The following is a 23,765-nucleotide window of genomic DNA, read 5'->3' on the forward strand; positions in this document are numbered from 1 at the left end:
ATGATGATAAAAGTAATGGTGGCGGATGACCAGTCCTTGATTCGAGAATCTCTGAAAATTATTTTGTCGGCCTACTCAGATATTGAAGTGGTAGCCACAGTGGAAGATGGGAATCATGTCTTGTCTAGCATTCCACACTCGCATCCGGATTTAATCTTAATGGATATTCGGATGCCAGGCATGGATGGGGTTTTGGCTACAAAAGAAGTAAAAGAGCACTATCCGGATATCAAAATTATTATTTTAACAACCTTTGACGATGATGAATTTATCTATAGTGCGCTCAAGTATGGTGCTTCAGGGTATCTCTTAAAAGGAGCCTCGACAGAGGAGCTTTATGAAGCTATTAAGGTGGTGCATCAGGGAGGAGCAATGATCAACCCTGATATCGCAAGCAAGGTCTTTCAAATTTTCTCGCAAATGGCCAAATCAAATTTCTCTATTGCTGTGGATGAGGATAACGTTAAGGATTTGAGCACGACGGAATGGCGCATTATCCAAGAGATTGGCTATGGTGAGTCAAATAAAGAGATTGCGGCTAAACTCTTTTTATCAGAAGGAACTGTTCGTAATTACTTATCAACGATTTTGTCGAAATTAAACCTAAGAGATCGAACGCAATTAGCGATTTGGTCAGTCCAAACAGGAGTGACCCGACGTGATTTTTCAAAAGGAAATACGGAATGAAATTGAAGCGAAAGCAACTTTGTTTAGGGATTTGTCTCCTTTTTATGCTCTCTTTGAGTGCTGGTTTTTATTGGTGGAAACAGCAACCGACCGTCCTTCATATAGGAGTTTATGCAGGCTCTAGTTGGGATGTACCGACCAGTCAACGTTCTCATGCATTGGATCTTGCGATCCAAAAATTTGAAAAGTCCCATCCTAATGTCCGTGTGGAATATGAAAATGGAATTCCGCAGTCGGAATATTCAAACTGGCTCTCAGAAAAAATTGTATCAGGAAAGACCCCTGATGTGTTTATGGTTTCTGAGAAAGATTTGTCCTTATTGGCGGCACGTGGCGTTTTAGAAAAGTTAAACGGCTATATGAATAAAGAAGACCAAGTTGCTTTTTATCCTGTTGCATTTGAATCAGGTGTTTATCAGGGGCAAACCTATGCCTTGCCATATGAAAGTAATCCTATTTTGATGTGTGTCAATAAAGATTTGCTGGATAAAGAAGGCATTGAGGTTCCCAAAGAAGGTTGGAGCTTGGAAGAGTTCTATACAATTTGTAAAAAACTAACCAAAGATACCAATGGAGATGGTCAATTGGATCAGTTTGGGAGTACAGAATACACCTGGAAAGAAGCTTTGGCAGCAAATGGGGGTAGTCTCTTTCAAGGTGGGATGCTCAAACTTACGGCTCCAGAAGTCAAAGAATCTTTGACTTTTCTGCAAAAATTGGAAGAGTTAAATAAAAATTATAAGGTGAGTTCCAAAGATTTTGACCAGGGGAAAGTAGCGTTTTACCCCATGACTTTGGCTCAATATAGGACTTATAAACCTTATCCCTATCATGTTTCCAAATATTCAAACTTCACCTGGACCTGTATTCCTATGCCTGCTAAGTCAAAAACCACTAAGGCGACCTTGGTTACGACGACTTCTTTTGCCATGTCTGCTCGGACTCCTCATTCAAAGTTGGCTTGGGAGTTGATGCAAGTGTTGACAGAGGATCCAGAAATCCAACAAACTCTTTTTGCTGAATCTCAAGGGATTTCTGTCATTCCTGATGTAGTCAAGAGTCGTTCTAGTAAAGACCTTCTGCAAGTGGATGATTTTGGGGCAGATTCCTTAACCAATCAGACCTTGAACCGAATCATGGAACAAGCTGTAGAAAGTAGTCCCAAGAATGTCTCGAAAGAAGTGTTAGAAAAACTGGACTACTTGATTGGCAATGCCTTGCGCAATCAAGATGTTGAGAACCGCCTGCCGCAAATTCAAAGGGAGATTGAAAGTAGTCTCCAGGTAGGATTTTAAAGAAAAAAAGATGACATCGTGTCAAGTGACAGATGTCATTTTTTTATTGCTAAATGTCATGTTTATAATGTGACATTTGACAATGTAAAAACGCTTTCAAATAATCTACAATAGAGTCAAATAAAGGAGGCGTAGCAAAATGAAATACCTCATTTTAGTCAGTCATGGAGGATTGGCAGAAGGCCTAAAAACATCACTAGCTATGTTTGCTGGTGATAAGATGAACCAGGTCATTGCAGTTGGACTCAAAGAAGGAAAGTCGGTCGATGATTTTGCAGTTGATTTTAGAGAAAGCATTTCAGAATTGACAGCAGATGATTCTGTACTGGTCTTGGCAGATATTGTAGGCGGTAGTCCACTAACCACAGCAGCAACTGTCCTAGAAGAAGTTGGGAAGCTAGATGAAGCTTTGATCCTTGGTGGAATGAATCTTACCATGGCTTTAACAGCAGTAGTGATGAAGGATGTGTTGGATGGAGACGATTTGTCAGCCACCATCTTATCAGAAGCACGATCTGCACTACAGCCTTTTGAAGTTTCAGCCACTAGTGCTGAAGAAGATGATGACGATATTTAATAGGGAGGTACCTTATGGTAGTAACATTTGTACGGATTGATGACCGCATGATTCACGGTCAAACAGTCACACGCTGGGCAAAAGAAAAACCATGTGATGGTTTGATTGCCGTAAACGATGCAGCAGCATCAAACAAGGTTTTGATCCAAGCTTACAAAGGCGCATCAGACAAAAAAACCTTTGTATGGACAAAAGAAGCATTTAAAGAAAAATCAGCAAAAGTAACAGAATCAGATAGTCGTTACTTCTTGATCACCAAAAATCCAATCGATATGAAGGAAATTTTGGTGGACCAAGGTTTTGTTCCAGGGGATGTTAAAGAAATCATCGTAGGCCCTGCAAATGATCGTCCTGGTGCAGTGAAATTGGGTAATAACCAATCCATCACACAGGAAGAAGCAGAAGCCTTCCAAGCCATTCAAGCAGCAGGCTATAAGGTGAAATTCCAGTTGTTGCCTGATGTTTCGATTGGTTACTGGGATGATTTCAAATCTAAATTTGGTTTTTAAACCTAACAATTTTATTAATTAGGTAAATAAATTTACAAACAAAAAGGAGCGTTTGTTATGACAATTTCATGGATTCAAGCAATCTTGCTTGCAGTTTTCGCCAGCTTGTCTTCAATGCCTGGTATGGGAGGTTCCAGTATCGGGAACTATACACTCGGTCGTCCCTTGATTGGTGGGTTGATCTCAGGTTTAATTCTTGGAGATGTGACAACCGGTATTATGGTAGGGGTTGCCCTTCAAGTCGTTTATATCGCCTTGGTAACACCTGGTGGAACCGTATCTGCGGATGTTCGTGCCATTTCTTATATCGGTGTTCCTCTTGCTATCTTGTTTGTGCATGCAAATCACATCACAGATGAAGCTGGAATTGCAGCAGCTGCAGCCCCAATCGGTGCGGCCGTTGGGACAATCGGTACTGTTCTTTTCTACGGAACAGCTACCATGAACTTGCTTTGGCAACACATTGGTTGGAAAGCCGTTGAAGAAGGAAACTTCAAAAAACTCTACGCAGTTGACTGGGTTTACCCATGGATCTCTCACTTCCTCTTCTCTTTCCTTCCAACTATGATTATCACTAAATATGGTGAAAACATGGTTGATTTGATGAAACTTTACCTTCCTATGGATGGTTTCTGGATGAAAGCTCTCTTTACAGTCGGAGCTCTTCTCCCATGTGTCGGTATTGCTATCTTGTTGAAACAAATTGTTACAAAAGCAACTGACTTCATTCCATTCTTTGTTGGATTTACCTTGGCTAAATCTCTCGGCTTGAACTTGGTAGCGAGTGCGGTTGTTTCATTGATCTTTGCAGTAATCTACTATGAACTTGAAGTAATCAAATCTATGAAAGCTGTTCCAGCTGGGGCTGTTTACGTAGACGATGATGAGGAGGATATTTAAAATGGCTGATAGAAAGAAAATTTCAAAGAAAACATTAGCAAAAGCATTTCATCATTGGTATTATGGTCATTTGACTTGTTTCTCTCAAGAACACATGCAAACCTTTGGGTACTTGACTTCTATGCTTCCAATCGTAGAAGAAATGTATGATACAAAAGAAGAACAAAAAGATGCTATGCAAACCTATACTGCTTTCTTCAATACTGAACCGCAACTTGGATCTCTTGTTGTAGGGATTACAGCTGGTTTGGAAGAAGCACGTGCAAATGGAGATGCAGTAGATGGTGAAACCATCAATGGGATGCGTGCCGGTTTGATGGGACCAATCGCTGGTATTGGTGACTCTTTGATCGTTGGTACCTTGATTCCAGTTCTTTTGGGGATTGCACTTGGTCTTTCTAAAGGTGGTAACGTCGCTGGTGCTATCTTCTACATCGTCGTATGGAACTTCCTAGTCTACTTTGGTATGCGCTTTGCCTTCTTCAAAGGATATCAATTAGGGGATAAAGCCGTTGAATTCCTAGTAGGACCAAAAGGACAAGCTCTTCGTAAAGCAATCAGCGTTGTCGGTGGTATGGTTATTGGTGCCGTAGCAGCGACTTGGGTCTCTGTTACAACAGCACTCGAATTCAAAAATGCTAATGGAGAAGCCTTCCTTAAAATTCAAGAAAAGATTGATGGTGTTTATCCAGGTCTCTTGACAGCAACCTTCATCACTATTTGCTGGTGGTTGATGTCTAAGAAAAAAGTTTCACCAAACAAAGTCATGTTAATTCTAGTTGTTGTTGCCTTAATTGGTGTTGCTCTAGGTATCTTTGACCCACATCTTAATTACTAAGGTCAAGAGAACCCAATATTTACTAGTAAAAATTTTGAGAATGAAGTAGACTAATCTCCTTCTCTTACACTTCATTCTCAATTTTTATCAGGAGGATTTTCATGGTTACAAAACAAGAACTTGTTAATGGATATGAAACAGAAATTAAGTATCAACGCCACATGCTTGAAAATTTGGGTCGTTGGTTCAGTTTGCTCTTTATCACTGCTAGTATTGGTGTGGTATTGATTTATCTTTTTCATAAAACCTTCCTCCCACTCTTAATTTTCGGAATTTTACTTGCCTTGATTGGAATATTGGGAATGGTGGTTATTGGATATGGTATCTATCGAGGGCGGATCAATCTACAAAAAGTAGTCGATGATTTTAATCGAAAATTGACAATTCTCAATTAATATTAAAGGAACATCTCTTTCATTTTTTGAGGTGTTTTTTTCTTGACTATTTCTGACTAAGTGATACAATAGAACTATGGTTTAGCACTCGAACTTCAAGAGTGCTAATAATATGATTGTCTTATGGAGGAAAGCAGATGTTGAAACCATTAGGAGACCGCGTGGTCTTGAAAATTGAAGAAAAAGAACAAACTGTTGGAGGCTTTGTCCTTGCAGGATCAGCCCAAGAAAAACAAAAACAGCTAAAGTTGTAGCTACTGGGGAAGGTGTTCGCACCTTGAACGGTGATTTGGTTGCTCCTAGTGTAAAGGTTGGAGATCAAGTTTTAGTGGAAGCTCATGCAGGTATTGATGTCAAAGATGGGGATGAAAAATATATCATCGTAGGTGAAGCTAACATCTTGGCAATTATCGAAGAATAGAAGGAGAAAGTAAGTATGGCAAAAGAAATTAAATTTTCATCTGATGCACGTTCAGCTATGGTTCGCGGTGTTGATATCCTAGCTGACACTGTTAAAGTAACCTTGGGACCTAAAGGTCGTAACGTTGTTCTTGAGAAATCATTCGGTTCACCATTGATTACCAATGATGGTGTAACAATCGCTAAAGAAATCGAACTAGAAGACCACTTTGAAAATATGGGTGCCAAATTGGTATCAGAAGTAGCTTCTAAAACCAATGATATTGCGGGTGACGGGACAACAACTGCAACTGTCTTGACTCAAGCAATTGTTCGTGAAGGGATCAAGAACGTTACCGCAGGTGCGAACCCAATTGGTATCCGCCGAGGGATTGAAGCAGCGGTTGCAACTGCTGTGGAAGCCTTGAAGAACAATGCCATTCCTGTTGCTAACAAAGAAGCGATTGCGCAGGTAGCTGCCGTTTCATCTCGTTCTGAAAAAGTCGGTGAGTACATCTCTGAAGCTATGGAAAAAGTTGGTAAAGATGGTGTTATCACTATTGAAGAATCACGTGGTATGGAAACAGAGCTTGAAGTTGTAGAAGGAATGCAATTCGATCGTGGTTATCTATCACAGTACATGGTCACTGACAATGAAAAAATGGTTGCAGACCTTGAAAATCCATACATTTTAATCACTGATAAGAAAATCTCAAATATCCAAGAAATTTTGCCACTTCTAGAAAGTATTCTTCAAAGTAGCCGTCCACTCTTGATTATTGCAGATGATGTTGATGGTGAAGCTCTGCCAACCCTTGTTTTGAACAAGATTCGTGGGACTTTCAACGTAGTTGCTGTTAAGGCACCAGGATTTGGTGACCGACGTAAAGCTATGCTTGAAGATATCGCAATCTTGACAGGTGGTACCGTTATTACTGAAGACCTTGGACTTGAGTTGAAAGATGCTACCATCGAAGCTTTAGGGCAAGCAGCTAAAGTGTCTGTAGATAAAGATAGCACAGTCATTGTTGAAGGTGCAGGAAATCCTGAAGCGATTGCTAACCGTGTAGCTGTCATCAAGTCTCAAATCGAAACAACAACTTCAGAATTCGACCGAGAAAAACTCCAAGAACGCTTGGCTAAATTATCAGGTGGAGTAGCAGTTATCAAGGTCGGTGCTGCAACTGAAACTGAATTGAAAGAAATGAAACTCCGCATCGAAGATGCCCTTAACGCTACCCGTGCAGCAGTGGAAGAAGGTATTGTTGCAGGTGGTGGTACTGCCTTAGTGAATGTCATTCCAGCTGTTGAAGCTTTAGAATTGACAGGTGACGAAGCAACAGGACGTAGCATTGTTCTTCGTGCCTTAGAAGAGCCGGTTCGCCAAATTGCCTACAATGCAGGCTATGAAGGTTCAATCGTTATCGATCGTTTGAAAAATGCAGAAGCTGGTACAGGCTTCAACGCTGCAACAGGTGAATGGGTCAACATGATTGAAGCAGGTATTATCGACCCTGTTAAGGTTAGCCGTTCAGCCCTTCAAAACGCAGCTTCAGTAGCAAGTCTTATATTGACAACAGAAGCAGTTGTGGCTAACAAACCAGAACCTGTAGCACCAGCTCCAGCTATGGATCCATCAATGATGGGTGGTTACTAATAAATAAAAACAGGTAGAAATCATGATTTCTACCTGTTTCTTTTGAATCACTTAAAAAGAGGGAGCTCAGCTTCCTCTTTTTTTATCTTAAATTGTTATGGTTTGATAACTTCAGCTCCACCCATGTATGGACGAAGTACTTCTGGAATAGTGACAGAACCATCTTCATTTTGATAGTTTTCAAGAATTGCAGCAACGGTACGTCCAACAGCAAGTCCAGAACCGTTCAAGGTGTGGAGAAGTTTAACCTTACCATCTGCTTCGTCACGGTAACGGATTTGGGCACGACGTGCTTGGAAATCTTCTGTATTTGAACAGCTTGAAATTTCACGGTAGGTATTTTGTGCTGGGATCCAAACTTCCAAGTCGTAAGTCTTAGCAGCTGAGAAGCCCATATCTCCTGTAGAAAGAGCAACTACACGGTATGGCAAGTTGAGTTTTTGAAGGATGTTTTCAGCGTTAGCTGTCATCTTTTCTAGTTCTTCGTATGATTCTTCAGGTTTAGCAAATTTAACCATTTCAACTTTGTGGAATTGGTGCAAACGAATCAAACCGCGAGTATCGCGACCAGCAGAACCAGCTTCAGAACGGAATGATGGACTCATAGCAGTAAAGTAGATTGGCAAGTCTTTTCCGTCAAGAATTTCATCACGGTAGTAGTTAGTTAGAGGAACTTCAGCTGTAGGAATGAGGACATAATTAGTGTCTTTCAATTCAAAAGTATCTTCCTTGAATTTTGGATATTGACCAGTACCAAACATAGAATCATGGTTAACCATGTAAGGGGTGATGACTTCAGTATAACCTTCCTTACCATGCTCATCTAGCATAAAGTTGTAGATGGCACGTTCTAAGCGAGCTCCGAGGCCTTTATAGAAGAGGAAACGAGCTCCAGTGACTTTTCCACCACGTTCCCAGTCAAGAATACCAAGATCTTCTCCGAGATCCCAGTGGGCTTTTGGTTCAAAGTCAAACTCACGAGGAGTTCCCCAACGGCGAACTTCTACGTTATCATCTTCATCGGCACCAATTGGAACGCTATCAGCAGGGATGTTTGGAAGAGTAGTGGTAAATTCTGTCAATTTAGCATCGATTTCCGCTAATTCCGCATCTAGTGCTTTGACTTCAGCAGATAGGGTTTGCATGGCAGCAATCTTGTCGTCGGCATTTTCCTTGTTGCGTTTAGCTTGGGCGATTTCAGCAGAGACAGTGTTACGCTCAGCCTTGAGAGTTTCAACCTTAACCAAGATGTCACGACGTTTAGCATCGATTTCTTTCATCTCGTTCAAGATAGCAGCATCTACACCACGTGTAGCCAATTTTTCTGCGACAGCATCAAAGTCTGTACGAATACGTTTGATATCTAGCATATAAACTCCTTTATGAAAAAGCACACCTGACAAAGCGTTGGAGTGGCAGAGCCACGGTTCCATCCAACTTCACAGGTGTGCACTTGATTCTGTATTTGATTTAAAACAACGGTAGAATTTCACCTATCTCTCCTATCTGCTCGCAGCATCCGCAGACTTTCTGGAAGAAGAGGATAACCTACTTATCCGTTTCTATGATTATACTAAACTTTCTATTTTTTTGCAAATAGATTTTTGATTTTACGACCGATGATTTGGAGTAAGGTCGGAAGCTTCACAACCTTTTCATTTCCGATTTTTTCCCGAGCAATTTTAAGAATTTTTCCGGAGTCTTTTGAGGCAAAGAGGAATTTTCCTTGGTCTGTAAAAACTTCAAAATGACGACTAACCTTACGGCCTGAAACATTGGCTCCGATTTGATTAACGCTAGACCATGGGATTTGAATATAATCCTCAATATTGCGATCCGAGTAAAACTCCAAGGCTTGGTCTCCTACCAGAAATTTTCCAACTTTTCCTTGTATAGAGAGGTAAGAAGTTCCAGTAGTTTGTAAGTCAACGACTTTATTGAGAGATTGTGCCATGTTTAGTCTTCCTTACTTTCGCCGAAAAATGCTTGGTAGAGAGCCTTAAGAGCCGCTTTTTCTTGGTCTTTGTGGACAACGAACATGATAGAAACTTCACTAGAACCTTGTGACATCATTTGAATGTTGATATTGTTTTCAGATAAGGCACGAGTGGCTGTAGCAGTTACCCCGATATGGCGCTTCATTTTTTCGCCAACTATCATTATGATAGACAGGTCATGTTCGATTTCAGCATGGTCAACTTCAGCTTTTTGAACTAATTGACGGAGGATTTCTTCCTCTTTGATTGGTGTAAGCTCACGCTCTCGAAGGATGATAGAAAGGTCATCGATACCTGTAGGCATGTGTTCCCAACCAATATTCAGGTCTTCTAGAATTTGAAGTACTTTACGACCAAAACCAACTTCGCGGTTCATGAGGTACTTAGACATATTGATGCTGACAAAACCAGAATCACCAGCAATCCCCACTACTGGGAATTCATCACTACTGTGTTTCAGAACGATGCGAGTACCTGGATGGTCAGGATTATTGGTATTTTTGATAACAAGAGGAATTTTTCCGCGGTAGGCTGGAAGGAGTGCTTCGTCATGTAGTACAGAGAAACCTGCATAGGCCAATTCCCGCATTTCACGGTAAGTCAATTCAGGGATTGAGTGTGGCTTGTGAATGATACCAGGGTGGGCAGCAAAAATTCCGTCAACATCAGTAAAGTTCTCATAAAGGTCAGCTTTAACTCCAGCTGCGATAATTGAACCAGTAATATCTGATCCACCACGTGAGAAGGTACAGATTTGATTCTCTTTAGTCACACCGAAGAATCCCGGAATAACCAGGACTTCCGTTCCATTATTGAGCTCTTCGATTTTATCATAACTTGAAGGAATGATGCGAGCATTTCCAGGTTCGCTTGTAACAACAATACCAGCCTCTCGTGGATGAACATAGCGAGATTCTAATCCATTTTGGTTAAAGTAAGCTGCAATGAGTTTAGCGTTGTTATTTTCCCCTGCAGCAAGGAAGGTATCGTAAAGAAATTCATTGTTTTCAATTGGAAGGGTAGCGAGAGTTCGGATGCTTTTAGAGATTCGTTCTAAAACAGCTGGTTTAAGTCCTAGTTCGCTAACCATTGCAGCGTAACGATCGATAATCCAATTTTGACTAGCACTGATATCATTTCCTGCTACATAATCACGATAATATTTAATCAAAGCATCCGTAACCTTGGTATCTTTAGCATCGCGCTTTCCTGGTGCAGATACAACTACAAAACGACGTTCAGGGTCACTTTTTACAATGTTTAAAACCTTTTTCAATTGGCTTGCAGAGGCGAGTGAACTTCCCCCAAATTTTACAACCTTCATAAAAACTCCTCAGTTTGTATTTTATACGATTATAGCAGAAAGAAGGGCTTTTTTCAATCTACAATAGGAAAGGCTACATCTTATTAGAGGTCTGGACCTGATTAGCTTAACTTAGTTATTTTTAGTATAGAAAAGACTCTTTAAAAATCGGCTGATACACTTTTATACAATTTTTACTTGTATAACTAAAAAGAAAAAGATATACTTTGAAGATAAAATAATTTAATCAGCTTTTTAAATTAAAGGAGTGGCTATGAATCATATTATCTTTCAAATTCAAGACGATTTAGCGGTGATTACTTTAAATCGTCCCGAGGTGGCAAATGGTTTCCATATTCCTATGTGTGAAGAAATTTTAGAAGCACTGGAATTAGCTGAAAAAGACGATTCTGTTTCATTTATTCTCATCAATGCTGCTGGTAAGGTGTTTTCTGTCGGTGGTGATTTAGTTGAAATGAAACGTGCTGTCGATGAGGATGATATTGATTCCTTAACTCGAATTGCTGAATTGGTCAATACTATTTCTTATAAGATTAAACAGATTCCTAAGCCTGTTATCATGGAGGTGGATGGAGCAGTTGCTGGAGCTGCAGCCAATATGGCCTTGGCAGTTGATTTCTGTATCGCATCTGACAAGTCTAAATTTATCCAGGCTTTTGTAGGTGTAGGATTGGCTCCTGACGCAGGTGGCTTATTCTTGTTGACAAGATCGCTCGGTGCAACTATAGCAACTCAATTAGCTATGACTGGAGAAGCTTTCACCGCTGAAAAGGCAATGGAGGCAGGAGCTCTATATCGTCTATGTACTAGTGAACAATTAGAAAAAACTAGAGAACAATTGTTGAAGAAGTTGAGACGTGGCTCTTCAAATTCCTATGCTGCGATTAAGAAACTTGTTTGGGAAAGTGAGTTCAAGCAATGGCATGAATATGCTCAACTTGAATTGGAACTACAAAAATCACTATCCTATACGGAAGATTTTAAAGAAGGTGTTCGTGCACATTCTGAAAGAAGACGTCCAAAATTTATCGGGAAATAAAAAATACTTGCACTATTCTTTGAAGTTTGATATACTTTTTTTGTCAAATGTTTTGATTATTAAACTTTTTTTGATAAAGGAGGGAAGAGAAATGGACTACCAACAAGTCAATGACTATTTAACATCAATTTTTAACAACGTCCTAGTGATCGAGGAAGTAAGTTTGCGAGGTAGTCGTTTCAAAGACATCTCTATCAAAGAAATGCACACGATTGATGTTATCGGTAAGTATCCAGAAGTGACTCCAAGTCAAGTGTCCAAAGAGTTGATGGTAACTCTAGGGACTGTGACAACGAGTTTAAATAATTTGGAGAGAAAAGGATACATCGAACGTATCCGCTCAGATCAAGATCGTCGTGTAGTACATCTGCATTTGACAAAGAAAGGTCGTCTCGTTCACCGTCTTCATAAACGTTTCCATAAGGCCATGGTCGAAAGAATTATCGAGGGCATGAGTCCTGAAGAGATTGAAGTTATGGGAAAAGGCTTGACTAATCTTTATCACTTTTTGGAGGATTTGAAGTAATGGCTTTTGCAAAAATAAGCCAGGTCGCTCATTATGCTCCAGAGCAGATTATCACTAACGAAGACTTGGCTCAGGTCATGGATACGAGTGATGAATGGATCTCAAGTCGGACAGGGATTAAAGAACGCCATATTTCTAAGACGAAATCAACAGGAGATTTGGCTACAGAGGTTGCAAGACAACTTATAGAGAAGGCAGGGATTTCTGCTGAAGAGCTAGACTTCATCATTATAGCGACGATGACACCTGACTCGATGATGCCTTCAACCGCAGCTCGTGTTCAGGCAAAGATTGGCGCTCATAAGGCTTTTGCCTATGATTTAACAGCTGCTTGTAGTGGATTTGTTTTTGCCCTATCGACTGCAGAAAAGTTCATTTCTTCAGGAACATATCGAAAGGGTCTTGTTATCGGTAGTGAGACCATGTCAAAATCTTTGGATTGGTCTGACCGTTCAACAGCTGTCTTGTTCGGAGATGGAGCTGGTGGTGTACTACTTGAGGCAAGTGACCAAAAACATTTCTTAGCTGAAAGTCTCAATAGCGATGGTTCTCGTGGTGAGTGTCTCACTTATGGACAGACAGGATTGATTTCACCATTTTCGATTCAAGAAGAACCAGATATTTTCTTGAAAATGGATGGGAGAGCAGTTTTTGACTTTGCAATTCGAGACGTGGCTAAATCTATTAAACAGACCATCGAAAAAAGTCCAATATCAGCAGATGAACTCGATTATCTCTTGCTTCATCAAGCTAATATTCGAATTTTAGATAAGATGGCTAGAAAAATCGGTGTCGATCGTGACAAGCTTCCTGCTAATATGATGAAGTATGGAAATACTAGTGCGGCAAGTATCCCGATTTTACTTTCTGAGTGTGTAGAAGAAGGGCTCATCCATTTGAATGGTAGCCAAAAAATTCTCTTGTCAGGTTTCGGTGGAGGTTTGACATGGGGCACACTTATTGTTACAATTTAGGTAATCATGTGGTGATCACATTGTTATAAAAAAACTATTTATTTTAAAGGAGTCTATCATGGCAGTATTTGAAAAAGTACAAGAAATTATCGTTGAAGAACTTGGAAAAGATGCATCAGAAGTAACACTTGAATCTACTTTTGATGATTTGGATGCAGATTCATTGGACTTGTTCCAAGTAATCTCAGAAATCGAAGACGCTTTTGATATCCAAATCGAAGCTGAAGACAACTTGAAAACAGTTGGCGACTTGGTTGCTTACGTTGAAGAGCAAACTAAATAATTAGAATAAATAAAGAAGGAGTAGGGGAGACCCGCTCCCTCTTGTTTAGGTAATAGTTTGACCGTCAAATTATAATAAAGTCGAACTATTACGTAAGCAAGACTTATGGAGGCAATATGAAAACACGTATCACTGAATTATTAAATATTAAATATCCTATCTTCCAAGGTGGAATGGCCTGGGTAGCAGATGGCGATTTGGCTGGAGCTGTTTCAAAAGCTGGTGGTCTCGGTATCATTGGTGGAGGAAACGCACCTAAAGAAGTGGTTAAAGCCAACATCGATAAGATTAAATCTTTAACAGACAAGCCTTTTGGTGTCAATATCATGCTCTTGTCTCCATTTGTTGATGATATTGTGGACCTTGTGATTGAAGAAGGGGTTAAGGTAGTCACAACTGGTGCAGGAAACCCAAGTAAATATATGGAGCGATTTCATGAAGCAGGAATCACCGTTATTCCTGTAGTTCCTAGCGTAGCTTTGGCTAAACGTATGGAAAAAATCGGTGCAGATGCTGTCATTTGTGAAGGTATGGAAGCCGGTGGACACATTGGTAAATTAACAACCATGACCTTGGTTCGTCAAGTTGCAGCGGCTGTTTCAATTCCTGTTATCGCTGCTGGTGGTATTGCAGATGGTGAGGGAGCTGCTGCTGGATTTATGCTTGGTGCGGAAGCTGTGCAAGTAGGAACTCGTTTTGTAGTTGCTAAAGAATCAAACGCCCATCCAAACTATAAAGCTAAAATTTTAAAAGCTCGTGATATTGATACAACGATTTCAGCACAACACTTTGGACACGCAGTTCGTGCCATCAAAAATCAATTGACTCGTGATTTCGAACAAGCTGAAAAAGATGCCTTCAAACAAGAAAATCCAGATTTGGAAATCTTTGAGCAAATGGGGGCGGGAGCTCTAGCTAAAGCTGTTGTCCATGGTGATGTGGATGGTGGTTCAGTTATGGCCGGCCAGATTGCAGGTTTGGTTTCTAAAGAAGAAACTGTTGAAGAAATCTTAAAAGATATCTACTATGGTGCAGCTGAGAAAATTCAAAAAGAAGCCGCTCGTTGGGCAGGAGTTACAAGAAATGACTAAAACAGCCTTTCTATTTGCAGGTCAAGGAGCCCAGTACCTTGGAATGGGTCGTGAACTATACGACCAATATGCTATCGTCAAGGAAACAATCGACCAAGCTAGCCAAGTCTTAGGTTATAATCTTCGTGACTTGATTGATAACGATGAAACGAAGCTAAATCAGACTCGTTACACACAACCAGCTATTTTGGCTACATCCGTTGCCATTTACCGACTACTAAAGGAGAAAGGTTACCAACCAGATATAGTGGCAGGTCTGTCTCTTGGTGAATATTCTGCCCTTGTAGCTAGTGGCGCCTTGGATTTTGAAGATGCGGTGGCTCTAGTTGCTAAACGTGGTGCTTATATGGAAGAAGCGGCACCTGCTGGATCTGGTAAAATGGTAGCCGTACTCAATACTCCAGTTGAAGTTATTGAACAAGCTTGTCAAGAAGCTTCTCAACTTGGTGTTGTGACTCCAGCTAACTACAATACCCCAAGCCAAATTGTTATTGGTGGTGAGGTGGTTGCTGTGGATCGTGCAGTTGAACTCTTGCAAGAAGCAGGAGCAAAACGCTTAATTCCGCTAAATGTTTCTGGACCTTTCCATACAGCTTTATTGGAATCTGCTAGTCAAAAATTAGCTCAAGTCCTAGAAGATGTTGAGTTTAATGACTTTGCTTATCCACTTGTTGGTAATACAGAAGCAAAAGTCATGGAAAAAGAACGAATTGCAGAACTCTTGACTCGTCAAGTCAAGGAACCTGTTCGTTTCTATGAAAGCATTGCTCTTATGCAAGAAGCTGGTGTGACACGTTTTATCGAGATTGGTCCTGGGAAAGTCTTGTCTGGATTCGTCAAAAAGATTGATAAAACTGCTCAACTTGCAAATGTGGAAGATCAAGCAAGTTTACAAGCACTCTTAGAAAATTAGATCAGGATGATAGAAGTTCTGAAAGGAGAAAAATGAAACTAGAACAGAAAAATGTCTTTATTACAGGCTCAAGTCGAGGAATTGGTCTTGCCATTGCTCATAAATTTGCCAGCTTGGGAGCCAACGTTGTCTTGAATAGTCGTGGTGAGATCTCCGAGGAGCTTCTAGACGAGTTTAAACCATACGGGGTGAAGGTCCTTGCTATTTCTGGTGATGTTTCTGATTTTACGGATGCAAAACGAATGGTGGACCAAGCTATTGAAGAGCTAGGTTCGGTTGACGTCCTAGTGAATAACGCCGGGATTACTCAAGACACTCTCATGCTGAAGATGACAGAAGATGATTTTGAGAAGGTCTTGAAAGTCAATCTAACGGGAGCGTTCAATATGACGCAAGCAGTCTTGAAGCAGATGATAAAAGCTCGTGAAGGGGCCATTATCAATATGTCCAGTGTCGTTGGTTTGATGGGAAATATCGGTCAAGCGAACTACGCTGCATCTAAGGCTGGTCTAATTGGATTTACCAAATCAGTAGCACGTGAGGTAGCCAATCGTAATGTGCGTGTCAATGCCATTGCTCCAGGAATGATTGAATCAGATATGACTGCAGTCCTATCTGATAAGGTAAAAGATGCTATGTTGGCACAAATTCCGATGAAACAATTTGGTCAAGCTGAGCAAGTGGCAGAGGTCACAGCCTTTCTTGCAAGCCAAGATTATCTAACGGGACAAGTCATTGCAATTGATGGTGGACTTACCATGCAATAAGAGTTAAAATAGAGGTATGAAAATGAAACTAAATCGTGTAGTAGTAACAGGTTATGGATTAACATCTCCAATTGGGAATACGCCAGAAGAATTTTGGAACAGTTTAAAGAATGGAAAGATTGGAATTTGTGAAATCACCAAGTTTGATCACAGCGCTTTTGACGTCCATAATGCAGCAGAGATTAATGATTTTCCTTTTGACAAATATTTTGTAAAAAAAGATACCAATCGTTTCGATGATTATTCTTTGTATGCCTTGTATGCTGCTCAAGAAGCAGTGAACAATGCAAATCTTGACGTAGAAGCGCTTGATAAGGACCGTTTTGGTGTCATCGTTGCATCAGGTATCGGTGGAATCAGAGAAATCGAAGACCAAGTCCTTCGACTTCACGAAAAAGGACCAAAACGTGTTAAACCATTAACACTTCCAAAAGCCTTGCCAAATATGGCTGCAGGAAATGTAGCTATGCGCTTTGGTGCCAATGGTATCTGTAAATCTATCAACACAGCTTGCGCTTCATCAAATGATGCGATCGGAGATGCCTTCCGTTCTATCAAATTTGGTTTCCAAGATATCATGTTAGTTGGTGGATCAGAATCTTCAATTACTCCATTTGCAATCGCTGGTTTCCAAGCCTTAACAGCTCTTTCAACAACAGAGGATCCAACTCGTGCTTCTATTCCATTTGACAAAGACCGTAATGGATTTGTTATGGGTGAAGGATCAGGTATGTTAGTCCTTGAAAGTTTAGAGCATGCTGAAAAACGCGGTGCAACTATCCTAGCTGAAGTTGTCGGTTACGGGAATACTTGTGATGCCTACCATATGACTTCACCACATCCAGAAGGCCAAGGTGCTATTAAAGCTATCAAACTTGCTTTGGAGGAAGCTGAAATCACACCAGACCAAGTAGCTTATGTCAATGCTCACGGTACATCAACTCCTGCTAATGAAAAGGGAGAAAGTGGTGCTATCGTAGCGGTTCTTGGTAAGGAAGTACCTGTATCTTCAACCAAGTCATTTACAGGACACTTGCTCGGTGCAGCAGGTGCTGTTGAGGCTATTGCAACAATCGAAGCAATCCGTAACAACTATGTTCCAATGACAGCTGGAACAACAGAAGTGTCAGACTACATTGAAGCAAACGTTATTTATGGACAAGGCTTGGAACATGAAATTCCTTATGCTATCTCAAATACTTTTGGATTTGGTGGGCATAATGCAGTTCTTGCTTTCAAACGTTGGGAGAATAAGTAAAAATGAATTTAAATGAAATCAAAGACTTGATGGCACAATTTGACCAGTCGAGCTTGAAAGAATTTTCTTATAAGAATGGAACGGACGAGTTGGTATTCAGTAAGAATGAAGCAAAACTTGTTGCAGAAACAATTCCAGCACCTCAACCAGTAGTTCCAGCAGCTGTACCTACAGTTGCACCACAAGCTCCAACTACACCAGCTGTAGAAGCAGTTTCAGAAACAAGCGCTAGTGAATCTGTAGCTGAGGGGGACCTTGTAGAAAGTCCACTTGTCGGTGTTGCTTACTTGGCTGCCGGACCAGACAAACCTAATTTTGTTTCAGTCGGTGATACTGTTAAAAAAGGTCAAACCTTGGTCATCATTGAAGCTATGAAAGTTATGAATGAAATTCCAGCACCTAAAGACGGTGTCGTAACAGAAATTCTTGTTGAAAATGAAGAAATGGTTGAGTTTGGGAAAGGCTTGGTACGTATCAAATGATTGATATTCAAGGAATTAAAGAAGCTTTGCCACACCGTTATCCCATGCTCTTAGTAGATCGTGTCTTAGAAGTTAGTGAAGATACAATTGTTGCCATTAAAAATGTGACGATTAACGAACCTTTCTTCAATGGTCATTTTCCTCAATACCCAGTTATGCCTGGAGTCCTCATTATGGAAGCCTTGGCTCAGACAGCAGGTGTTTTGGAATTGTCTAAACCTGAAAACAAAGGGAAACTTGTCTTCTATGCTGGCATGGATAAGGTTAAGTTTAAGAAACAAGTTGTTCCTGGTGACCAGCTTGTCATGACAGCAACTTTTGTCAAACGTCGTGGCACAATCGCCGTAGTAGAAGCGAAGGCAGAAGTAGATGGTAAGCTTGCAGCAAGCGGTACTCTGACCTTTGCTATTGGAAACTAGGGAGGTTTTCCATGTTTCGTAAGATTTTAATTGCCAATCGTGGTGAGATTGCTGTTCGTATTATTCGTGCGGCACGAGAGTTAGGAATCGCAACAGTCGCTGTCTATTCGACTGCTGACAAGGAAGCTCTCCACACGCTTTTGGCTGATGAGGCTATCTGTATCGGCCCTGGAAAGGCTACAGAATCTTATCTGAACATCAATGCCATCCTATCAGCTGCGGTCTTGACTGAAGCTGAAGCTATTCACCCTGGATTTGGTTTTTTAAGTGAAAATTCCAAATTTGCAACTATGTGTGAAGAAGTCGGTATCAAATTTATCGGGCCATCAGCTCGAGTAATGGATGTCATGGGAGATAAAATTAACGCCCGTGCTCAAATGATTAAGGCTAATGTGCCTGTCATTCCAGGATCAGATGGAGAAGTCCATACTGCAGAAGAGGCTCTGGCTATTGCCGAAAAAATTGGTTATCCAGTTATGCTGAAAGCTTCAGCTGGAGGTGGTGGTAAAGGAATTCGTAAGGTTGAAAAGGCAGAAGACCTTGTATCAGCCTTTGAAACAGCCTCTAGTGAAGCCAAAGCAAACTTTGGAAATGGGGCTATGTACCTCGAGCGTGTGATTTATCCTGCTCGCCACATTGAGGTACAGATTCTTGCTGACCAGATGGGACATGTGATTCACCTAGGTGAGCGCGACTGTTCGCTTCAGCGGAATAACCAAAAGGTTTTAGAAGAAAGTCCTTCGATTGCTATTGGGAAAACACTGCGTAATGAAATTGGTGCTGCAGCAGTCCGTGCAGCGGAATCTGTTGGTTATGAAAATGCTGGGACCATCGAATTTCTACTAGATGAAGCAACTGGGAAATTCTACTTTATGGAGATGAATACTCGTGTCCAAGTAGAACATCCAGTAACCGAATTTGTTTCTGGTGTGGATATTGTCAAGGAACAAATCCGTATTGCGTCAGGTCAACCTTTGACTCTGAAGCAAGAAGACATTGTTCTAAAAGGACATGCTATTGAGTGCCGTATCAACGCAGAAAACCCAGCCTTTAATTTTGCACCGAGTCCAGGTAAGATCACTAATCTTTATCTACCAAGCGGTGGTGTTGGCTTGCGTGTTGACTCTGCAGTTTATCCAGGGTATACCATTCCACCATACTATGATAGTATGATTGCTAAAATTATTGTTCATGGTGAAAATCGTTTTGATGCACTCATGAAAATGCAAAGAGCTCTTTATGAACTCGAAATTGAAGGGGTCGTCACCAATGCTGATTTTCAACTCGATTTGATTTCAGATCGTCGTGTGATAGCAGGGGACTACGATACTTCATTCTTGATGGAAACTTTCTTACCACAATATCAAGAAAAAGAATAATATAAAAAGTATGAGACTGAAAAGGGGGATGTATGGCTCTATTTAGTAAAAAAGATAAATATATACGAATTAATCCCAATCGTTCACTTAGAGAAAAGCCCCAAGCCAAGCCTGAGGTTCCAGACGAACTCTTCTCAAAATGTCCAGGTTGTAAACATACCATTTACCAAAAGGATTTGGGGAGTGACCGTATTTGTCCTCACTGTGGCTATACCTTCCGTATTTCAGCTCAAGAGCGTCTTGCTTTAACCATTGACATGGGAAGCTTCCTAGAGATGTTTACAGGAATTGAGACACAAGATCCATTGGAATTTCCAGGCTACCAGAAAAAATTAGCCTCTATGCGTGAAAAAACAGGTCTTGATGAGGCTGTTGTTACAGGAACTGCTTTGATTAAGGGTGAAAAAGTTGCTCTTGGAATCATGGATTCTAACTTTATCATGGCGTCTATGGGAACAGTAGTTGGTGAAAAAATCACTCGTTTGTTTGAATACGCGACAGCTGAAAAATTACCAGTCGTCTTGTTTACAGCATCTGGTGGAGCACGTATGCAAGAAGGAATCATGAGTTTGATGCAGATGGCTAAAATCTCTGCAGCAGTCAAACGTCATTCCAATGCAGGTCTCTTTTACCTAACAATCCTTACTGATCCAACAACTGGTGGTGTTACAGCTTCCTTTGCTATGGAAGGGGATATTATCTTGGCAGAGCCTCAAAGTTTAGTAGGATTTGCTGGACGTCGTGTCATTGAAAATACCGTAAGGGAAGATTTGCCAGAGGATTTCCAGAAGGCAGAGTTTTTGTTAGAACATGGATTTGTGGATGCGATTGTTAAACGGAGAGAATTGCCAGATATGATTGCTCGATTAGTAAGGTTACATAAGGGGGATTGTTGATGAATATTGCAAAAATCGTCAGAGAAGCACGTGAACAAACCCGCTTAACTGCCTTGGACTTCGCAACAGGAATATTTGATGACTTTGTAGAGCTACATGGTGATCGCTCTTTCCGAGATGATGGTGCTGTTATTGGTGGTATCGGTTGGTTGGGAGACCAAGCAGTAACTGTTGTTGGAATTCAAAAAGGTAAAAGCTTACAGGATAATCTTAACCGTAACTTTGGACAACCTCATCCTGAAGGTTATCGAAAAGCCCTTCGCTTGATGAAGCAGGCTGAAAAATTTGGCCGTCCTGTTGTAACTTTTATCAACACGGCTGGTGCCTATCCTGGTGTCGGAGCAGAAGAGCGTGGGCAAGGTGAAGCTATTGCCCGTAACCTCATGGAGATGAGCGATCTTAAGGTGCCAATTATTGCCATTATTATCGGTGAAGGTGGCTCAGGAGGGGCTTTAGCTCTTGCAGTAGCTGACCGTGTTTGGATGTTAGAAAACTCGATCTATGCAGTTCTCAGTCCTGAAGGCTTTGCGTCTATTCTATGGAAGGATGGCAGTCGTGCTATGGAAGCTGCTGAGTTGATGAAAATTACTTCATTCGAATTGCTAGATATGAAAATTGTTGATAAGGTTATCTCTGAGGTAGGTCTATCAAGTAAAGATCTGATCAAGCAAGTCAAAGAACAACTCCGAGCAGAACTTGATGAACTTGGTAAACTGCCACTAGAGCAGCTCATTGAGGAACGTTACCAACGCTTTAGAAAATATTAAAAAGTAAGCTAGGACTAAGATATAGTTCTAGCTTTTTCGATTCTATAAAATACATTTCAGTATGAAAAATTGACTCTTGTAAAAATATCTGTTAATATAACAAGGGATGCGTGTGCTATAAAAATAAGTCAACAAACATTTTTGGGAGTGAGTATGAAAAAACTAGGGCATTTGGGAATCTATACATTACTGGTATTCCTATCAATTTATCTACTAGATTTCAGTAGTCTTTATCTGGCTAAGATGTTTGTCTGGGGTATGGATGGCTATTCTATTATTGTAGCAGTAGAGCAACTAGCTCTTTTAGGGCTATTTATCTATTGGCTTAAAAAGAAAAAAATGCTCTATATTTTTGAGAAAAGGGGCTCGAAAAAATCCAGATTCTTTTACCTTGTAGTTAGTCTAGTGGCTACTTATTTTGTCCGTCAGTTGTTAAGTGCTTTTTACTTACAGTTTAGTCGCTTCATTAATAACAACTATATCTTTGAAGACCTTCTTTCGGTCCTATCCTTCAGTGAGCAATCTACTATTTTAACGACTTGCTTCTCTTTTATCTCCGTTGTCATTTTGGGGCCTATATTGGAGGAGATTGTTCATAGGGGATATTTTATGAACACCTTCTTTCCCCAGTCCAAATACTACTTGGATGTCATCTTATCAGCTCTTATATTTGGGCTCAGTCATTTGGTATTGTCCCATCGCGACCCCATCAGTTTGATGGTTTATAGTTTTTCCGGTCTTTTCTTTGCTTTAGTTTACCGATGGACAAAGAATCTAAAAATCACCATCCTGTGCCATAGTTTTATTAACTTTCTCATTCATGCAGATTTCATCTGGTTGTTGCTTTCTAATTTAATCTATAATCGTTTTTTTAGATAGCATTTGAGGAGACAAATAAAAAGTGTTTGATATCTATCAAACACTTTTTATATTTAATTTTCTTCAGTTACAAATTGACTGAGCAGTCCGTTAATGAAACGGGCTGATTTTTGATCTGAAAAGCTTTTTGCAAGTTCAATAGCTTCATTCACAGCTACAAGTTGAGGAGTATCAAAGGAAGTGATTTCGAAAACTCCTAAACGCAATAAATTCTTTTCAACTAAGGTTAAACGTTCAATCGTCCAACCAGACTTTAAATGCTGAGTGATTTGTTTGTCTAGTTCCTCTTTTTGAGCTTGAACACCAGATACAAGATCGATTAGGAAGCTAGGGAGTTTTACCTCGTCGTCTTCTCGATCATGAGTATAAGCGAAGCGACAAGCAGTTTCAATATCAGAACCATATTCAAGACTCATCAGTGCTTGGAAAGCACATTTTCGTAGTTCGCGTCTAGATTCTAATAATGGACTAGTCATTGAGGAAGTCCTCATCAAACAAATCTTTTAATGCTGGTTTTGGTGTTTTATCTGGTGCAATACCAGCAACGTGAATATTCACAGCATTGAGTTCAACATCAGCCATATTACGAACGGCATCTTTGACAGCTTTTTGAATAGCCATTGCAACCTTAGGAACCTTGACACCATACTCAAGATAGAGATAGATATCAGCTATTAGTTCTTCTTCAGATTCTTTTAGATAGACGCCACGGCCGAGTGAAAGTTTTGAAAGGGTGTCAGACACTGATTTGTTTGAAAAAGAGTGGACACCATCAACTTTAGCTGTAGCGATTGCAATGATTTTTTCAAGTACACGTGGGGCGATAACGATTTCGCCTAATTGTTCTTCAATTCCCATAGAATGACCTCTTTCTAGAGATTAGGCACGAGAAACGTAAGTTCCTTCTGCGGTGTTGATAACGAGTTTTTGTCCTGCTTCGATGAAGTCTGGAACGTTAACGACAAGTCCAGTTTCCATTGTAGCTGGTTTACCAGAACCGGTAACAGTAGCACCTTTAATAGATGGTTGAGTTTCAGCAACTGTCAATTCAACAGTTGTAGGTACTGTTACACCGATTACTTCAGTTCCATAAAATTGAATTTTAACTTCAGAATTTTCAAGGATGTAAAGCAATTCGTTTTCAACATTTACAACAGGAATTTCGTATTGGTCGTAAGTTTCAGTGTTCATGAAATAAGCTGTATCGTCCATTTTGTACAAGTATTGTGCTGGCACAGTTTCGATAATCGCTTGTTCAAATTTTTCCTCTGGACGGTAGCTAGTTTCAAATGTTGAACCAGTACGGACATCACGCAATTTCATACGCATGATAGTGTTTCCTTTACCTGGTTTGTGGTGGCTAGCTTCCAAAACGCGGATCAATTTTCCGTCAGCTGTTTCAAAGGTCATACCAGCCTTTAATTTACTTGCTTCGATCATGTTTTTACCTCTTTAATAAAATAATTTACTCTTTATTGTATCATAAGTCGTAAGATTTCTCAAATATCAGGGAA

The 23,765-nt window shown here is 40.4% G+C and carries 28 protein-coding genes and 1 pseudogene; 23 read left to right on the forward strand and 6 right to left on the reverse strand.

Annotation, left to right across the window (positions count from 1 at the left end; translation table 11 throughout):
- Positions 1-3: 3 nt before the first annotated feature.
- The 9 genes and pseudogenes from SPAR10_RS05905 to groL all read left to right on the forward strand — a co-directional run bounded on the left by SPAR10_RS05905 (position 4) and on the right by groL (position 7,257).
- Complete coding sequence (locus SPAR10_RS05905; protein WP_004251853.1) at positions 4-687, forward strand: response regulator transcription factor; 684 nt, start codon at positions 4-6, stop codon at positions 685-687.
- Complete coding sequence (locus SPAR10_RS05910; RefSeq protein ID WP_004251854.1) at positions 684-1,982, forward strand: ABC transporter substrate-binding protein; 1,299 nt, start codon at positions 684-686, stop codon at positions 1,980-1,982. The genes SPAR10_RS05905 and SPAR10_RS05910 overlap by 4 nt, the downstream gene beginning before the upstream one ends.
- 139 nt (positions 1,983-2,121) lie before the next feature.
- Positions 2,122-2,559: a PTS sugar transporter subunit IIA gene (locus SPAR10_RS05915; protein ID WP_004251855.1), complete on the forward strand. Its 438-nt coding sequence runs from the start codon at positions 2,122-2,124 to the stop codon at positions 2,557-2,559.
- A gap of 14 nt (positions 2,560-2,573) precedes the next feature.
- Complete coding sequence (locus SPAR10_RS05920) at positions 2,574-3,068, forward strand: PTS sugar transporter subunit IIB (RefSeq protein WP_000261775.1); 495 nt, start codon at positions 2,574-2,576, stop codon at positions 3,066-3,068.
- A gap of 57 nt (positions 3,069-3,125) precedes the next feature.
- Positions 3,126-3,968 carry a PTS mannose/fructose/sorbose/N-acetylgalactosamine transporter subunit IIC gene (locus SPAR10_RS05925; protein WP_000156207.1) on the forward strand — a complete coding sequence of 281 codons (843 nt, stop codon included), beginning with the start codon at positions 3,126-3,128 and terminating at the stop codon, positions 3,966-3,968.
- A complete protein-coding gene (locus SPAR10_RS05930) occupies positions 3,952-4,806 on the forward strand; it encodes a PTS system mannose/fructose/sorbose family transporter subunit IID (protein WP_029689583.1) in 855 nt (284 codons plus the stop codon). Before SPAR10_RS05925 ends, SPAR10_RS05930 begins: the two co-directional genes overlap by 17 nt.
- Positions 4,807-4,907: 101 nt before the next feature.
- On the forward strand, positions 4,908-5,201 hold the full coding sequence (locus SPAR10_RS05935; RefSeq protein ID WP_004251862.1) for a hypothetical protein: 294 nt from the start codon (positions 4,908-4,910) through the stop codon (positions 5,199-5,201).
- Between the two features lie 137 nt (positions 5,202-5,338).
- Positions 5,339-5,622 (forward strand): annotated as a pseudogene (groES, locus tag SPAR10_RS10805) (co-chaperone GroES).
- Between the two features lie 15 nt (positions 5,623-5,637).
- Positions 5,638-7,257, forward strand: coding sequence for a chaperonin GroEL (gene groL, locus SPAR10_RS05945; RefSeq protein WP_004251866.1), 1,620 nt, complete (start codon positions 5,638-5,640; stop codon positions 7,255-7,257).
- 95 nt (positions 7,258-7,352) lie between these two features.
- On the opposite strand, the gene serS is transcribed toward groL, so the two are convergent.
- The 3 genes from serS to SPAR10_RS05960 form a co-directional block, all read right to left on the reverse strand.
- The gene (gene serS, locus SPAR10_RS05950; RefSeq protein ID WP_000884217.1) at positions 7,353-8,627 is read right to left on the reverse strand and encodes a serine--tRNA ligase; all 1,275 of its coding nucleotides are present in this window, start codon (positions 8,625-8,627) and stop codon (positions 7,353-7,355) included.
- 212 nt (positions 8,628-8,839) lie between these two features.
- A complete protein-coding gene (locus SPAR10_RS05955; protein ID WP_004251868.1) occupies positions 8,840-9,211 on the reverse strand; it encodes a DUF956 family protein in 372 nt (123 codons plus the stop codon).
- 2 nt (positions 9,212-9,213) lie between these two features.
- Complete coding sequence (locus SPAR10_RS05960) at positions 9,214-10,578, reverse strand: aspartate kinase (RefSeq protein WP_004251870.1); 1,365 nt, start codon at positions 10,576-10,578, stop codon at positions 9,214-9,216.
- 253 nt (positions 10,579-10,831) lie between these two features.
- On the opposite strand from SPAR10_RS05960, the gene SPAR10_RS05965 reads away from it, so the two are divergent.
- The 14 genes from SPAR10_RS05965 to SPAR10_RS06030 all read left to right on the forward strand — a co-directional run bounded on the left by SPAR10_RS05965 (position 10,832) and on the right by SPAR10_RS06030 (position 22,251).
- Positions 10,832-11,617, forward strand: a complete 786-nt coding sequence (locus SPAR10_RS05965) for an enoyl-CoA hydratase (RefSeq protein WP_004251871.1) — start codon at positions 10,832-10,834, stop codon at positions 11,615-11,617.
- Positions 11,618-11,708: 91 nt separating this feature from the next.
- Positions 11,709-12,143: a fatty acid biosynthesis transcriptional regulator FabT gene (gene fabT / locus SPAR10_RS05970; protein WP_004251873.1), complete on the forward strand. Its 435-nt coding sequence runs from the start codon at positions 11,709-11,711 to the stop codon at positions 12,141-12,143.
- Entirely contained in the window at positions 12,143-13,117 is a 975-nt protein-coding gene (locus SPAR10_RS05975) for a beta-ketoacyl-ACP synthase III (protein WP_004251875.1), read from the forward strand. Before fabT ends, SPAR10_RS05975 begins: the two co-directional genes overlap by 1 nt.
- Positions 13,118-13,175: 58 nt before the next feature.
- Positions 13,176-13,400 (forward strand): acyl carrier protein, encoded by a 225-nt coding sequence (locus SPAR10_RS05980; protein WP_000257840.1) that lies wholly within the window; start codon positions 13,176-13,178, stop codon positions 13,398-13,400.
- A 116-nt stretch (positions 13,401-13,516) separates the two neighbouring features.
- Positions 13,517-14,491: an enoyl-[acyl-carrier-protein] reductase FabK gene (fabK, locus tag SPAR10_RS05985; RefSeq protein WP_004251880.1), complete on the forward strand. Its 975-nt coding sequence runs from the start codon at positions 13,517-13,519 to the stop codon at positions 14,489-14,491.
- Positions 14,484-15,404 (forward strand): ACP S-malonyltransferase, encoded by a 921-nt coding sequence (gene fabD / locus SPAR10_RS05990; RefSeq protein WP_004251882.1) that lies wholly within the window; start codon positions 14,484-14,486, stop codon positions 15,402-15,404. The genes fabK and fabD overlap by 8 nt, the downstream gene beginning before the upstream one ends.
- Positions 15,405-15,436: 32 nt before the next feature.
- Positions 15,437-16,171 (forward strand): 3-oxoacyl-[acyl-carrier-protein] reductase, encoded by a 735-nt coding sequence (gene fabG / locus SPAR10_RS05995; protein ID WP_004251884.1) that lies wholly within the window; start codon positions 15,437-15,439, stop codon positions 16,169-16,171.
- A gap of 22 nt (positions 16,172-16,193) precedes the next feature.
- Entirely contained in the window at positions 16,194-17,429 is a 1,236-nt protein-coding gene (gene fabF / locus SPAR10_RS06000) for a beta-ketoacyl-ACP synthase II (RefSeq protein ID WP_004251886.1), read from the forward strand.
- Positions 17,430-17,431: 2 nt separating this feature from the next.
- Entirely contained in the window at positions 17,432-17,911 is a 480-nt protein-coding gene (gene accB, locus SPAR10_RS06005) for an acetyl-CoA carboxylase biotin carboxyl carrier protein (RefSeq protein ID WP_004251888.1), read from the forward strand.
- A complete protein-coding gene (gene fabZ, locus SPAR10_RS06010; RefSeq protein WP_000565515.1) occupies positions 17,908-18,330 on the forward strand; it encodes a 3-hydroxyacyl-ACP dehydratase FabZ in 423 nt (140 codons plus the stop codon). The genes accB and fabZ overlap by 4 nt, the downstream gene beginning before the upstream one ends.
- Before the next feature lie 11 nt (positions 18,331-18,341).
- Entirely contained in the window at positions 18,342-19,709 is a 1,368-nt protein-coding gene (gene accC, locus SPAR10_RS06015; protein WP_004251889.1) for an acetyl-CoA carboxylase biotin carboxylase subunit, read from the forward strand.
- A gap of 32 nt (positions 19,710-19,741) precedes the next feature.
- Entirely contained in the window at positions 19,742-20,605 is an 864-nt protein-coding gene (gene accD, locus SPAR10_RS06020; protein WP_004251892.1) for an acetyl-CoA carboxylase, carboxyltransferase subunit beta, read from the forward strand.
- A complete protein-coding gene (locus SPAR10_RS06025; RefSeq protein WP_004251895.1) occupies positions 20,605-21,372 on the forward strand; it encodes an acetyl-CoA carboxylase carboxyl transferase subunit alpha in 768 nt (255 codons plus the stop codon). The genes accD and SPAR10_RS06025 overlap by 1 nt, the downstream gene beginning before the upstream one ends.
- A gap of 153 nt (positions 21,373-21,525) precedes the next feature.
- Positions 21,526-22,251 (forward strand): CPBP family intramembrane glutamic endopeptidase, encoded by a 726-nt coding sequence (locus tag SPAR10_RS06030; protein WP_004251898.1) that lies wholly within the window; start codon positions 21,526-21,528, stop codon positions 22,249-22,251.
- 53 nt (positions 22,252-22,304) lie between these two features.
- On the opposite strand, the gene nusB is transcribed toward SPAR10_RS06030, so the two are convergent.
- Genes nusB through efp form a run of 3 tightly spaced genes read right to left on the reverse strand, consistent with a single transcriptional unit; the run spans position 22,305 to position 23,691 of the window.
- On the reverse strand, positions 22,305-22,727 hold the full coding sequence (nusB, locus tag SPAR10_RS06035; protein ID WP_004251901.1) for a transcription antitermination factor NusB: 423 nt from the start codon (positions 22,725-22,727) through the stop codon (positions 22,305-22,307).
- The gene (locus SPAR10_RS06040; RefSeq protein ID WP_004251907.1) at positions 22,720-23,109 is read right to left on the reverse strand and encodes an Asp23/Gls24 family envelope stress response protein; all 390 of its coding nucleotides are present in this window, start codon (positions 23,107-23,109) and stop codon (positions 22,720-22,722) included. The genes nusB and SPAR10_RS06040 overlap by 8 nt, the downstream gene beginning before the upstream one ends.
- Before the next feature lie 21 nt (positions 23,110-23,130).
- Positions 23,131-23,691 carry an elongation factor P gene (gene efp / locus SPAR10_RS06045; RefSeq protein WP_004251910.1) on the reverse strand — a complete coding sequence of 187 codons (561 nt, stop codon included), beginning with the start codon at positions 23,689-23,691 and terminating at the stop codon, positions 23,131-23,133.
- Between the last annotated feature and the right edge of the window lie 74 nt (positions 23,692-23,765).

Origin of the sequence: Streptococcus infantis SPAR10, from assembly GCF_000279535.1 — a bacterium.
Lineage (GTDB): Bacteria > Bacillota > Bacilli > Lactobacillales > Streptococcaceae > Streptococcus > Streptococcus infantis_I.

Excerpts from the sequence above, each read along its gene's own strand:
- SPAR10_RS05905 (WP_004251853.1), top strand. The coding sequence starts at position 4 with ATGATAAAAGTAATGGTGGCGGATGACCAGTCCTTGATTCGAGAATCT.
- SPAR10_RS05910 (WP_004251854.1), top strand. The coding sequence starts at position 684 with ATGAAATTGAAGCGAAAGCAACTTTGTTTAGGGATTTGTCTCCTTTTT.
- SPAR10_RS05915 (WP_004251855.1), top strand. The coding sequence starts at position 2,122 with ATGAAATACCTCATTTTAGTCAGTCATGGAGGATTGGCAGAAGGCCTA.
- SPAR10_RS05920 (WP_000261775.1), top strand. The coding sequence starts at position 2,574 with ATGGTAGTAACATTTGTACGGATTGATGACCGCATGATTCACGGTCAA.
- SPAR10_RS05925 (WP_000156207.1), top strand. The coding sequence starts at position 3,126 with ATGACAATTTCATGGATTCAAGCAATCTTGCTTGCAGTTTTCGCCAGC.
- SPAR10_RS05930 (WP_029689583.1), top strand. The coding sequence starts at position 3,952 with ATGAGGAGGATATTTAAAATGGCTGATAGAAAGAAAATTTCAAAGAAA.
- SPAR10_RS05935 (WP_004251862.1), top strand. The coding sequence starts at position 4,908 with ATGGTTACAAAACAAGAACTTGTTAATGGATATGAAACAGAAATTAAG.
- groL (WP_004251866.1), top strand. The coding sequence starts at position 5,638 with ATGGCAAAAGAAATTAAATTTTCATCTGATGCACGTTCAGCTATGGTT.
- serS (WP_000884217.1), bottom strand. The coding sequence starts at position 8,627 with ATGCTAGATATCAAACGTATTCGTACAGACTTTGATGCTGTCGCAGAA.
- SPAR10_RS05955 (WP_004251868.1), bottom strand. The coding sequence starts at position 9,211 with ATGGCACAATCTCTCAATAAAGTCGTTGACTTACAAACTACTGGAACT.
- SPAR10_RS05960 (WP_004251870.1), bottom strand. The coding sequence starts at position 10,578 with ATGAAGGTTGTAAAATTTGGGGGAAGTTCACTCGCCTCTGCAAGCCAA.
- SPAR10_RS05965 (WP_004251871.1), top strand. The coding sequence starts at position 10,832 with ATGAATCATATTATCTTTCAAATTCAAGACGATTTAGCGGTGATTACT.
- fabT (WP_004251873.1), top strand. The coding sequence starts at position 11,709 with ATGGACTACCAACAAGTCAATGACTATTTAACATCAATTTTTAACAAC.
- SPAR10_RS05975 (WP_004251875.1), top strand. The coding sequence starts at position 12,143 with ATGGCTTTTGCAAAAATAAGCCAGGTCGCTCATTATGCTCCAGAGCAG.
- SPAR10_RS05980 (WP_000257840.1), top strand. The coding sequence starts at position 13,176 with ATGGCAGTATTTGAAAAAGTACAAGAAATTATCGTTGAAGAACTTGGA.
- fabK (WP_004251880.1), top strand. The coding sequence starts at position 13,517 with ATGAAAACACGTATCACTGAATTATTAAATATTAAATATCCTATCTTC.
- fabD (WP_004251882.1), top strand. The coding sequence starts at position 14,484 with ATGACTAAAACAGCCTTTCTATTTGCAGGTCAAGGAGCCCAGTACCTT.
- fabG (WP_004251884.1), top strand. The coding sequence starts at position 15,437 with ATGAAACTAGAACAGAAAAATGTCTTTATTACAGGCTCAAGTCGAGGA.
- fabF (WP_004251886.1), top strand. The coding sequence starts at position 16,194 with ATGAAACTAAATCGTGTAGTAGTAACAGGTTATGGATTAACATCTCCA.
- accB (WP_004251888.1), top strand. The coding sequence starts at position 17,432 with ATGAATTTAAATGAAATCAAAGACTTGATGGCACAATTTGACCAGTCG.
- fabZ (WP_000565515.1), top strand. The coding sequence starts at position 17,908 with ATGATTGATATTCAAGGAATTAAAGAAGCTTTGCCACACCGTTATCCC.
- accC (WP_004251889.1), top strand. The coding sequence starts at position 18,342 with ATGTTTCGTAAGATTTTAATTGCCAATCGTGGTGAGATTGCTGTTCGT.
- accD (WP_004251892.1), top strand. The coding sequence starts at position 19,742 with ATGGCTCTATTTAGTAAAAAAGATAAATATATACGAATTAATCCCAAT.
- SPAR10_RS06025 (WP_004251895.1), top strand. The coding sequence starts at position 20,605 with ATGAATATTGCAAAAATCGTCAGAGAAGCACGTGAACAAACCCGCTTA.
- SPAR10_RS06030 (WP_004251898.1), top strand. The coding sequence starts at position 21,526 with ATGAAAAAACTAGGGCATTTGGGAATCTATACATTACTGGTATTCCTA.
- nusB (WP_004251901.1), bottom strand. The coding sequence starts at position 22,727 with ATGACTAGTCCATTATTAGAATCTAGACGCGAACTACGAAAATGTGCT.
- SPAR10_RS06040 (WP_004251907.1), bottom strand. The coding sequence starts at position 23,109 with ATGGGAATTGAAGAACAATTAGGCGAAATCGTTATCGCCCCACGTGTA.
- efp (WP_004251910.1), bottom strand. The coding sequence starts at position 23,691 with ATGATCGAAGCAAGTAAATTAAAGGCTGGTATGACCTTTGAAACAGCT.